General features: G+C 61.4%; 12 protein-coding genes. 4 read left to right on the top strand and 8 right to left on the bottom strand.

Annotated elements, in window-relative coordinates:
• The first annotated feature begins 166 nt into the window (after window positions 1-166).
• The 4 genes from Q5H91_RS07625 to Q5H91_RS07640 all read left to right on the top strand — a co-directional run bounded on the left by Q5H91_RS07625 (window position 167) and on the right by Q5H91_RS07640 (window position 4,213).
• The gene (locus Q5H91_RS07625; protein WP_305172773.1) at window positions 167-730 is read left to right on the top strand and encodes a GNAT family N-acetyltransferase; all 564 of its coding nucleotides are present in this window, start codon (window positions 167-169) and stop codon (window positions 728-730) included.
• Between the two features lie 187 nt (window positions 731-917).
• The gene (locus tag Q5H91_RS07630) at window positions 918-1,895 is read left to right on the top strand and encodes a S41 family peptidase (protein WP_305172774.1); all 978 of its coding nucleotides are present in this window, start codon (window positions 918-920) and stop codon (window positions 1,893-1,895) included.
• Between the two features lie 522 nt (window positions 1,896-2,417).
• Window positions 2,418-3,623 (top strand): AAA family ATPase, encoded by a 1,206-nt coding sequence (locus tag Q5H91_RS07635; protein WP_305172775.1) that lies wholly within the window; start codon window positions 2,418-2,420, stop codon window positions 3,621-3,623.
• Entirely contained in the window at window positions 3,620-4,213 is a 594-nt protein-coding gene (locus Q5H91_RS07640) for an RloB domain-containing protein (RefSeq protein ID WP_441347524.1), read from the top strand. The genes Q5H91_RS07635 and Q5H91_RS07640 overlap by 4 nt, the downstream gene beginning before the upstream one ends.
• Window positions 4,214-4,246: 33 nt before the next feature.
• Here the strand turns inward: Q5H91_RS07640 and Q5H91_RS07645 are convergent, their stop codons facing one another.
• From Q5H91_RS07645 to Q5H91_RS07680, 8 genes are all read right to left on the bottom strand, one after another.
• The gene (locus Q5H91_RS07645; RefSeq protein ID WP_305172777.1) at window positions 4,247-4,678 is read right to left on the bottom strand and encodes a hypothetical protein; all 432 of its coding nucleotides are present in this window, start codon (window positions 4,676-4,678) and stop codon (window positions 4,247-4,249) included.
• Between the two features lie 6 nt (window positions 4,679-4,684).
• Window positions 4,685-5,722, bottom strand: a complete 1,038-nt coding sequence (locus Q5H91_RS07650; RefSeq protein ID WP_305172778.1) for a hypothetical protein — start codon at window positions 5,720-5,722, stop codon at window positions 4,685-4,687.
• 584 nt (window positions 5,723-6,306) lie between these two features.
• Window positions 6,307-6,996 carry a hypothetical protein gene (locus Q5H91_RS07655; protein WP_305172779.1) on the bottom strand — a complete coding sequence of 230 codons (690 nt, stop codon included), beginning with the start codon at window positions 6,994-6,996 and terminating at the stop codon, window positions 6,307-6,309.
• Window positions 6,993-9,272: an anti-phage 6A-MBL system cap2_3 protein gene (cap2-3, locus tag Q5H91_RS07660; RefSeq protein WP_305172780.1), complete on the bottom strand. Its 2,280-nt coding sequence runs from the start codon at window positions 9,270-9,272 to the stop codon at window positions 6,993-6,995. Before cap2-3 ends, Q5H91_RS07655 begins: the two co-directional genes overlap by 4 nt.
• Window positions 9,269-10,411 carry an anti-phage 6A-MBL system MBL-fold protein gene (gene mblB, locus Q5H91_RS07665; RefSeq protein WP_305172781.1) on the bottom strand — a complete coding sequence of 381 codons (1,143 nt, stop codon included), beginning with the start codon at window positions 10,409-10,411 and terminating at the stop codon, window positions 9,269-9,271. The genes cap2-3 and mblB overlap by 4 nt, the downstream gene beginning before the upstream one ends.
• 220 nt (window positions 10,412-10,631) lie before the next feature.
• Window positions 10,632-10,820, bottom strand: coding sequence for a hypothetical protein (locus Q5H91_RS07670; RefSeq protein WP_305172783.1), 189 nt, complete (start codon window positions 10,818-10,820; stop codon window positions 10,632-10,634).
• 199 nt (window positions 10,821-11,019) lie between these two features.
• The gene (locus Q5H91_RS07675) at window positions 11,020-11,622 is read right to left on the bottom strand and encodes a DUF6338 family protein (RefSeq protein WP_305172784.1); all 603 of its coding nucleotides are present in this window, start codon (window positions 11,620-11,622) and stop codon (window positions 11,020-11,022) included.
• 426 nt (window positions 11,623-12,048) lie between these two features.
• Window positions 12,049-12,783 carry a 3-oxoacyl-ACP reductase family protein gene (locus Q5H91_RS07680; protein WP_305172785.1) on the bottom strand — a complete coding sequence of 245 codons (735 nt, stop codon included), beginning with the start codon at window positions 12,781-12,783 and terminating at the stop codon, window positions 12,049-12,051.
• Window positions 12,784-12,824 lie beyond the last annotated feature (41 nt).

A 12,824-nucleotide genomic window follows, 5' to 3' on the forward strand; every position in this document is an offset into this window, starting at 1 on the left:
AGACGTTCCCGACCTGTTCGCGGCTCCCCAAGATCGGACTCACGTTCATATAAGCGCGGTAATGATGGACTCGGCGATTGACTCAGGGATGTTTGGAAGCTGGGTTGCTGGACGCTCCATAGCGCGCGGGCTCCCGCGACCGGTACCCGAACGAGGTGGACTTCGGGTGGATACGAACTCGGCTGCCGAGATTTGCCGCTGGATCTTCCCTCGGGCGACGCCGGGGCTCCTCGAGCTTGCAGAAGAAGTGAGCCAACCAGGTTGCCTGCTAAAGGTCTGCTGCTCCGCCGAGGAGCTGCGAGCGGCGCTACCGGAGCGATGGCAGGTCGAGCCTACTGGCTACTTCATGACCGCCTTGGTTGGCTGGGAGCGCGCGAAGCTGCCGACCGGCTATAAGTTAGAAGTGGAGCCTGGAGCGGCGTTGACCCGGGTGCAGCTCCGAGCACAGGTTGGTGAGGTTGCGGCAAGCGGCTTTGGAGCCGAAACCGCGGAAGCGTTTATCTACGACAGGATCGTAACAGCTCCGGGCCATCGCAGGAGGGGGCTGGGCAAGACCGTGATGACGGCGCTTAGGGAGAGCTGCCGCAACTCCACTTTACGCGGGCTGCTCGTTGCCACGGAAGAGGGCCGTTCATTGTATCGCACTCTTGGCTGGCAAACCCTGTCTACCTACTCGACCGCGTTAATACCGAGCGCGGTGACTGCGACTCCTGCTTGGCCAGTGTCCTGACCTCCCCGTTCAATCGGCGGAGCCAACGCCGGCAGATTGAGGCAATCTAGACCCATCTGTGGATGCCCCTTCGGTTGCAAGCGGTATTTGGGAGTTCTGACACACGGTCGGATGCTGCCATCTGTCCGGCCTGTAATGCAGCTTAAGCTGCTGGCCCGGATGGGAGTTCGCCACCGTCGTCGAACGCGTGCTCGGCGAATTGTACGACGCGCACGCGCATCGGGGCGACGCGGCCGACGGCACCGCCCGCCTGCCCTACCACGACCTCTGGGTAGAGCCCGCCGCCGGGAACGCGCTCGTGACCAGCGTTCGGGACGGGTCGGCTGCGGCAGACGCAGGAATTGTGGCCCGTGATACGATCATCGGCGTTGATGGCATACCTGCCGCCGCGCGAGCCGCAGCATCGATGCCGCGCTGTCTGAGCCACCCCGATCCCGCCGCCACTGCTTTTACGCTCAACATCGCGGTCGCCGGAAGACGCGGCCAACCACGTCGGATCACGCTGCGCAGCGCCAAGGGCGGCAAACGAGCGGTATTCCTGCCATTGAAGATCACACCCAGGCTGCCGGACGTTGAGAGCCGGCTGCTTCAGGACGGTTATGGCTACATCGTCATTCGCAGCTTCTCCGACCAAGCGGTGGTCGACGCATTCGACGCCGCGCTGCTTCGGTTCCGTGAAGCGCCGGGGTTGATCATCGACGTGCGCCAGAATGGCGGCGGTGATACCGCGGTCGCGCGGCCTATCATGGGACGCTTCATCGCGAAGGAAAAGCCGTACGCGCGAATGCGCCGGCGCGATGGCGACCATTTGAGTCAGCTGTGGACCGAAATCGTCGACCCCCGCGGTCCCTTCACCTACACTGCGCCCGTCGTCGTTATCACGACCCGCTGGAGCGCCAGCATGGCTGAGGGTTTTCCGATGGGTATGCGCGGGATCGGGCGTGCCTCCATTGTTGGCACGCCGATGATGCGCCTTGGTGCAGGAGTATTCCCGCTACACCTGGATCGTACGGGCATCCAACTGCAATACTCGGCAGAACCGGTTTACGACGTGCATGATCGCGCACGCTCACTTCTTGAGCCTGATGTCCTTGTCTCTCCTACCGACGATGCTCTAGCTGCCGGCATAAGGACGCTGGATATGAAGCGGAAAGCATCTTCGTAGTCCGTTATCTGGCAAGGCCGACCCAAACTCGGCCGTTCAGACAGCCATCCCCGTTCCCCAACTCCTGCCATTCATTCATGTTCTGAATCGGGTTCGAAGGCCCAAGCCGCTCCCGATACTGACACGGCAAGATTTGGGACAAACCCGTCATTCCCACCACACAGGTCAAACGTCTGCTCTTTTCACAAGCCGACGTTCGACAGCTGTCCGCGCGGCGTGGCGTTCCGGCTGACGCTGGGCCGTCATCGGTCTCTTGCTTTTAATTAAGCGAGTGGAAAAGCTGAACTTCTATCGAGCCAAGGGCCGAATTAGCAGTCGATTAGATATAATCATTCGCTAGCCGAACCGTAAATGGCAACCCCGCCAGATTCTTCCCACTCGCGGAATGACGGGCCACCGGGACGGTATCCATCACCACCTCAGCATGCAGCGTTGTGGCTGGCAAAGCGAACTTTTAGACGCATTTTAACGAAAAATCGTTGAACTATGCTCCAAAGTGGGTATCTTCGTGCAAGGGAAGTTATGCTGCACCAACTCGAGATCGAAAATTTCTATGCGATCCTCGACCCTCAGGTGATCGACCTGCGGGTTGCCTCGAACGTGCCCGATACGCCCGGCCGCTTCGCGCCGCTTTGGGAGAGATCGAGTGAGCGTGCACCCAAGGTAGTCGGACTGTTCGGCGCGAATGCGTCGGGCAAGTCGACCGTGCTGCGCGCGCTCTCGTTCATCGCTTGGTTCGCGCGCGACAGCTTCAGTCTCGCGCCGGGCGCGCCGCTGCCGTTTCTCCGCTTCAACCGCAGCGACGCCATTCAGAAGCGGACGCGACTGGCGATCCAGCTTGCCGGCGTGAACCCGGTCGACTGGCTGTTGGGTGAAGTTCGCTACGGCTACGAGGTCGTCCTAGGACGCTCGCCCGACGGGCACGATCAGGTGCTGCGTGAGGTCATGCATTATTGGGCGCACGATAGCGGCCGCAAGGTCCGGCTGTTCGAGCGCGATGCCCAGGGCAAGGTCAAGACCGGTCCCGAATTCGGAATGACTGGCTTTACGCAGGCGCTGGGCAAGGTTCTGCGCCCCAATGCCAGCGTGATCTCGACGCTCGCCCAGCTGCAGCACGGGTTCGCGACGACCTTGCGGGAAGCCGCCCAGCACGTCTTTACCAATATGCTGATCGAGCGCACACAGACGGTCGAGCAGGAGATGGTGCAGTTCTACGCTTCGAACCCACCGCTGGTCGAAGCGCTCAACCGCGAGATCGAGCGGGTGGATCTTGGCATCCAGGCGATGCGTATAGAGCAGGGGCCGAACGGGCCTTTGCTTCTCTTCTCGCATGAAGGGCTGGACGGCCCTGTGCCGCTCCATTGGGAGAGCGAAGGCACCCGCGCCTTTGTTTGGATCTACCCGTTCCTGCAGCGCGCGCTCGATACTGGCGGGATCGCCTTGCTCGACGAACTCGACACCGCGATCCATCCGCTGCTGCTGCCTGAGATCTTGCGCTGGTTCTACGATCCCAAGCGCAATCCCAACAACGCGCAGCTCTGGATGACCTGCCACAATGCGTCGCTGCTCGAGGATCTGGTGAAGGAGGAAATCCTTTTCACCAGCAAGACCGGCGACGGACGCTCGGAAGTCTATGCCCTGAGCGACGTCCAAGGCGTGCGCCGCGACGACAATTATTATCGCAAATATCTGAGCGGCATTTACGGCGCCGTTCCGCGCATCGGATGAGACCGCCGGTTGGCCGGCGCCGTGCGGCGCGCCCCCAGCGTGTCCGTATCTTCGTCGGATGCGAAGGCGAGAGCGAACAAGGCTATGTTGCCTTGCTTCAGCGGCTCGCCGATGCGGCGGGCCTGCCCCTCCATCTCGACACGGTGGTGCTGCAACCGGGCGGCGGCGATCCTTGTGCGATCGTCGAACTCGCCGTGCGGCGCTTGACGCAGCGCGAGCGCCAGTCCGGCGCACCCTATGCCCACCGCGCCATTCTGCTGGATGCCGACAAGCTTGGGCAATCGCCGCAGCGTGACGACCGCGCAGCGGCAATTGCCGCCGGCGAGGCGATCGCGCTGATCTGGCAGCAACCCTGCCATGAAGCGCTATTGCTGCGGCATCTGCCGGGCTGCGCGCAATTGCGTCCGCCGCAGACGCGGGTTGCCTGCCAGCAGCTGGTTCAGCGCTGGCCGGACTATCGCAAGCCGATGCCGGCAGCGCGGCTCGCGCAGCGGATCGACGTGGCGAGCCTCGCGCAGATCCGCACCGTCGAGGGCGCGCTGGCGGAGTTTCTGTTAACGATCGGCTTGTTGACGGCGGAGCCCGGCTAATCGCGCTGGCGGGCGGCGGTCCGGCCGCTCGCGTCAGGGCGAGCGCAGGCTGGCGCGGAACGGATTGCGGATGAGGTGGCGCATTTTGGTCCCCGCTAGGTCGCGCGGGTCCTGCATTTCGAACAGGGTGCGATTTGTTTCAAGGAACTCGATCTCCTCGGGCGTCCAATCTGGCGGCGCCATGGCCATGACATCCTCCGAGCGCGTGCGGATCTCGCCGTCCTTCAGATAGATGTCGAACGCCATGCCGACCACCGTGTCAAGTTTGGGCTGCTCACGAAACAGCGAATGGCAATAGGTCTGGAGCATGCTGCCGCGATAGGCGCGATATTCGTCATAGGTGCCAGCGCCTTTGTCCTGCGGCAGGATCAGGAACAGATAGCCGATGCGCTGCATCGGGAAGCGGCGCGTCACGAACGTTCGTCTAACGAACCGCGCCATGTCCTCGCTGACACAACGCTCCATCGCGCCCTATAGTGCATGGGCGAGGCTGACGCGGTTCATTCTGGGCTCGGCGGCAATTACGCGCAGCGCCGCTTCGGACAGCGCGACGCTAGGCTGATAGTTGAGGATCGAGATCGACGTGCCCTTGAGCACATCGTCGGCGATCAGCTCGATCACCTCATCCCACAGCAGCGACTTTTTCTTGAGCGCGGCGAGCTCGGCGTAGAGCTGTGAAGAAACATATGTCTCATATTCGCCCTCGGGGATGGCGAGCTGCACACGCCGCGTGCGCTTGCGCATCTTCTCGGGCACGAATATTGGCCGGCCGTCCTTGAGGCCGTTCATCATATAGGCCGCCAGCAAATGTTCTTCGCCGGCGGCGAGGCTGATCTTGCCCGAGCGCAGGATCTCTGCGCGGGCCGTGAGATAGGTGGTAAGGTCGGCGACGGTGTCGAGCTCGCTCAAGACGACTTCGAGCCCGATCTGATCGAAGACATGGACGAAGGTGCCGCCGGGATTGACGTCGCCGACCATGAACGGTTGGAAATCGTCGCGCATGGTATCGACATGCGCCGCGCCGACAATCGAAGGAATGATCATCAGCGAACCACGCGGGTCCGAAAAATAGCGGCGGGCCGCTGCTTCGGCGCCGCTGACCACCGCGACCAGATGAGTGATCCGGTCGTTCTTGGCCGGCAGCGGCACTGGGAGCTTCTGGGTGCAATGCTTGTCGGTGAACACCCGGTCAGGATGAAGGTCGAGCCAGCGTTCGGCACCATTGAGTTGCGCCACCGCGCCCTCGATCGCCCGCCGATACCAGCGCGACCAGGCGAGTTTGATCGGCTTGTCCCCCTGCCAGCTGATCGCCTTGTCGCTGAACAGCACAACATGTTTCCCAAACACCGCGAGTAGATCGGCGATCTCCTGCCCGCCGCCGCACGCGGTCTTGGTGCGGTCGTTGAACGTGTTGGGATACGACCAAAGTCGCAGGAAAGCGCGGTCGGCGAGTTGCGCCAGCCGCTGCTCCGAAGGCGTCAGCCCTTCGCCCCGAATGATCGGTGTCATCAAAGCCTCGTCACGGTCGGATGCAGTAGCAGCATTCCGCAGGGTAGCAGAATGTCACGTTTGAAGTCACTCGATAGGTTGGCGGTGTCGATCTAATCCACTTTCAGATGATCAAGAGGCGATCAGCTATGACCGATATTGGGGCGCATTGCTGTTTGGCGGCTTCGCGCTAGACGAACGGCAGGTTCTGGCAGGAGCCGCCGGCCGAAACGCGATCGGCGAACGACGCATTCTGGTCGGGAGCTGCCGCTTTTCACTTCATTACCGGCGACCAAGTGCAGACGTTGGCAGCCCCATTTTCACAGGCGCAGTTTCTGCCGTTCGCTCATCTCACGTTGGCGCTGCTTCCTGGTGTCACAACCGCTCGGTTTTTACACCAAGGTCTGGCGTCGTGGATCGCGGCTAGTATTTTCAGCATCAGAACATCGTCGAGCTGGTGCAGGCCGCACGCGATCTGCACGACGCTCCCAGCTAAGGGAAGCGTTATTTGGGGGCGGGCTAGAGGATATTCGGGATCGTACGTTAAGCGCGGCCGTCCCAATTGCGATCTAATTTCAGCATGATGCGCTTTGACGCCGATCCCATCAGGATACGACCTTATCATACGTCCTGAATACTTCTCGCGTGTACGCGGCATAGAACTTGATGAAGCGAAGGAACAAGCCGATCGCCAAGACTGCTGCACCGATCATCAACGTGACGGTCATGCGATCATGTGTCTGCCACGACGCATAAGCCAGCATGGCGGTCGCTATGATCGCGGCCATCGAGACATTGCGGCACATGCCATATTGGTTAATGAAGTTATCGAGGCGAGTCGCAGTATCGGACACACTGCGCGCATGAGGAAAGGCTGCGACGAACGCAGCCTCGCCATCCATCGCGGTAGATGCGACGTTTAGCCCTGTCGCGAGCTTCCCCATGATCCGCGTCTGGTTGGGGACGGGAAACGGTTGATACTCCCGTGCGCCCGATAACGCCGCAAGCCAGCGTTCTCGGCGACGCGGCGGATGGATGCCAAGCACGATCTCCGAAGGCGGCCGCAATATGCGCCGGGCCACCACATGCTCCAGCAACGCTGCCGACGGCATGGCAATGATCTGCCCCACAAGGTACGCTACAACGGCCCAAAATACTCCGGACACGATCGTCCAATGCTGCTCGTGCGCGAGAGCGGACCCCATGAACACACGATCATATGCCGCAAGTGCGACCATACCGGTCGTCAGGAATGCATAAAACTCATAGCTAGCGAGCGGAAACCAGTCCTTCATGGCTCTCCGCCCCCTCCAACTTCAATCGCGGGTTGCGAGTATACCCGCTCCGCAATCAGCTTAGCGTAGCCCCCTGGGATATGGATGAGAAGCAAAGCGGGGCCGAACTGGCGCATGGCAAGAATACTGCCAGCGATGGCGTCGGTCATCGAGGGACCGCTGGTCATCAGATGGTTGTGCCATGTCCCAATCACTTGCAGCGCACCGCCGGTACGCCGCGCAATGCCGAGAACCGCGGCCCTCAAACCCTGCGTGCCAAGGACGAACTCGGCAGCGCTGCGGGTGCTGTCGGGCGGGGCAGCGATCAGATCGACCACCTGGAATAGATTGCCGATCTGAGAGAAACGACCCACCAGAACCCCGCCGGTCTCGACGCCCGGGTAGAGCGCGATATCCGCTTCGATCGCTGCGTGAACACGGGGATGGATCCGGATGCCGGGCTCGTCAGGGGCCGATCGGTCAACATCGATCCACGCATCCTCGTTCGCCACCGACCAAGCCAAGCCGCCGTCGGCATCGGTTCGGCCGATACGTACCTGCCCCCTCGCCGGCAGGCCATTGCGCGCCCACCCCGTAATCGGTCGCGCCATGGATGCGGCTAGCATCGACAGATCGCTATCCGGCATCGGGAAGGTAACGGCCGAACAGCCCTGCCCGATGATCACTTCCTCCGCTCGGGCACCGAACGCGATCGCCGCATCGTTGGCGTCGAGTGCCAGCGTTCGATACGCTTCCGCAGCAAGGTCGCTGATGCTCGGGTTCGCGTCCGGTCCCTCGCACGCGACATACGCCATGCGGCCGGCGCCCAGCAGGCACGCCTCGACGATCCGCGGGCGATTGGGCCAAGGGGCGTGCGCCAACGCCTCACGCGTGACGAGGCTCGCCGTGGTATCGACCAACATCGCGCACCCCTCCTGGACGAGCTGCGCTCGCCCTTCGGCAGAGCCGATCAGCGAGACGGCATCATCCGACACGGCCGCAGCCTTCTGGTCGAGCTTATTGATCTGGTCGACGACGAGATCGGCCTTGGCGCGCAGAAAGAGCCTTTCCGCGATGCCGATCGGCATTGCGGTGTGACGCGCGTAGTTATGGGCGCTCATGTGGCCACGATCGACGACGATCGACGGTGCCCGACCGGCGCGGGCCGCGTGGAGCGCTATCTTCGACCCGACGCTACCAGCGCCAAGCATGGTCCAAGGCAACGTCGCCGCACTGGAACCGTCACCGGACGTCCTTCGCAGCAATCCCGCGTTGATAGTCTCCCGTTGCGCAGCCAGCCGTACCGGCGTCGTGGTATCGAGGAAGTCCTGCCCCGGCGCCACCTCGATCAGATACGGGCAAATCTCGATCGTGCTGTCCGACCCCACCAACGGATAGGGTCGACGGGGGAGCAACAGTATCGCGAGCGGGATGGCCTGCGGTGGGGGATTGGCGATCAGACCATCCCGAACGGCAACCAACCCAGCCACCAGATCATCCCGGCAGCCATAAAGGTTCGCGCGGTCGAAGAGATCGCCAACGGTGGCAACCGTCTCAGGCAGGTAGAAGTCGGCAACGATTGGCCCCTGTGGTCCCGAGCCGGGCCAAGCCAGCAACGTCAGACCGCTACCGATATCGTCGTCGCGCGTCAGGATCGGGCCGATCAGCGCAGGCGGCAAGATACAGCTCGAGCCGAGCAGCAGCTTGAACATGTCGGATTTGGGGTAGTGGATGTAGGTCGTCGTGAAGAGCGCCGTACCGCTGGCCAGGGTGACGTGGCTTCGTACCCGATCAGCATCACACGCGATGATGTCGGAGATCGTGTCGCGCCGCACCGGCTCCCAGCCGTGCGCAGGATCGTTGAGATCGAGTTCCGCGGCCCGATCCAGCCACTCGACGAGCTGCTCTACCAAGCCAACAAACCCGCGCGCCTGAACAACCTCACGGGGGCTGCCTAGGACCAGACACGGCTCGACCAACGAGCCAGCCTTGCCGGGCTGGATATGCGGGTGGATGCGCGGGAAGTCGTCACGTAGCCTGATCCACGGCGACACCAACGGAAAACGATCATGCAGTGCGATCGTGACCGCTTCATCCATCTGGACGCCGAATGGGCTGTGCCCCGCCGCGCGCCAGGCCGCCGGTAGTTCGGTGTGAATGACGACCCGACAAAACGTCCAATCCCCCATCCTGCCGGTCACAGAGACGCTGCGGACCGACGGGTGCGCTTCAGCCTGTCGAAGCGCCCGTGCGACGGCGATCGGCAGCTCGGGCGGTACTGCGGAGTCCTCGCTCACCCGTGCGCCAGTGCCTCGCTGCCGACACCCGTCGCCGCTGCCGTGGTGGCAGCCAGCGCCACGCGCTTCAGCTTCGGACCGTTCCGGCCGATCTCGAACATAACCGGATCGTCGCCTTCCATCTCACCGACGCATTTGAACTCGCCGCTGAAACCGCCGGCCATGTCCTCATATTCGCGCTTTGCGCGGATGCACGGCGGGTCCTTGTCATCGTCGCTGATCGGGCAGGAGCTGGCGACGATCATCGCACCGGGGCGGCCTTGCGCGAGCGCGCTCCGTGCATCTGGCGAAACCACGGCGTCTTCGCCCTTTTCCGACCAACTATCGCACGACAGGCTATGCCAAGAGCAATGATGCGGAGCAACCAGAAGATCATACGCTAGATTGACTGGTTCGTCCTGCCAGCGATTCCACAGCTTCTCCCAGATCACAACTTCGGCGTCGCCTCCGAATAGAAGATAGGCGGCATCTTCTTTGCCGGCGGCTCCGATCCGCATCTGAATAATGACGCTCGAGTTGTTCTTGGTAAGAATATTGGCTTCGTCTTCGGTTTCGGCGAGCCGCGGTGCCAGCAGCAGCGCATCGAAGAGTTCATCCTCAATGCCGTCCACATTCGCGAACCGCTCACCGGCACGGACAAGGATGCCCTCCAGATCATCGGTCTTGGCATCGACGTCCTCGCCCAACACGAGGATGCGATCCCCATCGCCGAGCGTCTTGTTCTTGCGGAACAACGCGACACGCCGGCGCGCTTCATCCTTCCACGCCTCGGCGTCGGCCGACAGCAGATCGTCTTTGCGGCGACGGCGGAAGACCAGCGGCGACGACCACATCGTGCGGATCACGATCTTGTCGTCCGCTGCCTTGTGCGACGAGAGCGGTCCGAGATGGAAGTGGTTCTGCAATCCGCGTACATGATCGGCGTCGGGATGCGTCAGCAAGAACGCATCGACGAACAGCCGATCATCGTCATCCCGATCAAGGATTTCGCGCAACTGTGCGGCCACATCTGGGGTGTCGTCATTCGAATTATCAGCCGCGCTGCGGATGTTGATGTCGATAAGGATACGTCGACCGTTCTCGAGTTCGACCAAAGCCATGTCGCCGTTGCCCACCTTGAAGTGGTAGGTCTTCGCCATATCCTTCCCTTCCTCAACCTTGATTTGGTAGAGACATAGGTAGAACAGCGCACCTTTCAAGGACGCAACTTTGTTGCCAGCATATGCGACCGGGTACGTCGACCCGCTCGCCCGCCCACTCCCTATCTCTACGAAGCGAGAGGATCACACTGACGGTTTCCCGATCGTTCGCTGGGAAGCAGAAAGACTCAGGATGTAAGTGGCGTGATCGCTTTAACGGTCAGCCCTTTTTCTCATCCTTCGGCGGTTGAGGCTGCTTAGGCTTTGATACTAAACTGCCCACGGTAGGAAGTGCTCCAAGCCCTCCATTAGGCCCGATGTAGCCACCCTGCACCTTGCCCATACCACCGCGGATCGGGAACTTCCCCATTCCCCATCCCTCTAACGAGATGAAATCATCGTCATTCATCAAAGAATCCTTCCGGGTTATCTATAGTGGCCATCACCCTTTCTTGTCAGGCGCGGGCTTAGACACAGCCGATCCGCTGGTAGGTGGACTTCCGGGGCTACCTGATGCGGGCTTGTAGCCAAACGTGTCCGGGTTCTTCGAGGGCGTGTAACCCTTTTGACCCACGGTCCAGCCATCGTTGAACTGCTTGCGTTCTTTGTCACTCATCCGAGCCTCCCTTGATGAACTCAACCATACGGATGCTTCCGCCACAGATAAGGATAGAGCGAGGCGGAACAACCTCGTTCCAATTACCATCATCCCCGACCTGAAACATTTGCGCTAGATACACATCCCGATCACCGGACGTTGACGACGCGAACGAACCATCAATCCACGCGCCTGCTATTTCCGACCCGTCGTTAAGGTGAACCAACGCAAATGATGGTTCCCGCTTGCGGAAAGTATAATCCCAGGCAGTTGGTGTGTGGTGGACCGGCATAAGCCCCATCCGCTCCGTGAGCGCATAAAAGCGTTCTGATTGGTCGAAGAACACTAAGGCCACTCCGACAATTAGCGGAATCGCGAAATAAAGGAGAAGCTGCCAAAGCCATGAGGGCAGCGCTGGTCCTATATCAGCATGAAACACCGGATAAGACGCAGCGCTATACGCGATTGACACAACTGCATAGCTCGTCAGTTTATCGGAAAGCGTGGGTGGCACGGTATCGCGGAAACGTGATCGGACCCATAAGATTACTATGCCCGGTGCTAGCAATCCCGTGAGTTTCGTTATTTCTGCGGCCGTCGGAATGTCTGCCAAGCGCTACCCTTTCGGTCGAACGCTATCTGATCTGCTTGCGACTAGGAAGGGCGGCCGTCCGCCTCGATCAACGCTGCGTTAGAATCATCGTTTTTGAAAGGACGATCAAGTGTCACACCCGGACGGTTGTGATCCTGCCCGTTGACCCATGGGTTCGTGCCGGTTTCAAAGTGTCAAAGGGGCTGATTACAAGTCCGCTCACGATTCGAGGGGACGACCCGTTCACGCCCCATGCCCTCCCGCCTGAACGAGCGTCCGCTTTGTCGTGATCGACGCCCGAAAGCGGAAAGGCCGCTCTCCACCAGCTTCAGCCAATTCCAGACCTTCTGCTTCAACAAAACGGCCAGCTCTCGCCGCATCTTCTCCTGCGAGGCAGACATGATCCAGCAGCCCCTCCGCTTGCGCAAAGGGGCTGTCCGATAGCCATCAAGCGGCGGCACCACCATCGATGTTGAGCGTCGTGCCGGTAATATAGCTCGCATCCGGTCCAGCCAGGAACGATACCGCGCCCGCAATCTCCTCGACCGTGCCGTAACGCCCGAGCGGCACAAATGCGGTCATCTGCTTCGCAAAGTCACCATCGGCAGGGTTCATGTCGGTGTCGATCGGCCCAGGCTGGACGGTGTTGACCAGGATGTTGCGCGAGGCGAGGTCCTTTGCCCAGCCACGGGCCAGCGCGGCCACTGCGGCCTTGGTCGCGCTGTAGACGGCGGTCGCTGGAAAGGCGAGTTCGCCAGAGACGCTGCCGATCAGGATGATCCGGCCACCATCGTTCAGATGAGGCAACGCTGCGCGGGTGCCGACATGCAGCCCCTTCACATTGACGCCGAACTGGCGGTCGTAGATCTCGTCGGTATCGTCGGCGATGGCAGAGAACTCGGCGACCCCGGCATTGTGGACGAGGATGTCGACACTACCCAGCGCGGCTGCGGCCTGCTCGACCCCGGCGCGCTGCGAGGCAGGATCACCGGCGTTCGCCTGAAACGCAAACGCGGTACCGCCCGCGCTCTGGATCGCCTGCACGGTGGCATCCGCCGCCGCCTCGTTACCAGCATAGGTGATCGCAACCTTGGCACCATCCTTCGCCAGCCGTTTGGCGATCGCAGCGCCGATGCCGCGTGATCCACCGGTGACGAGCGCCGTCTTGCCCTCGAGTGACATGGGAGTTCTCCGAAAGTTTGGCCCGCGATCACGTCATCGTG

The organism is Sphingomonas aurea (assembly GCF_030678875.1).
Taxonomy (GTDB): Bacteria; Pseudomonadota; Alphaproteobacteria; order Sphingomonadales; family Sphingomonadaceae; genus Sphingomonas; species Sphingomonas aurea.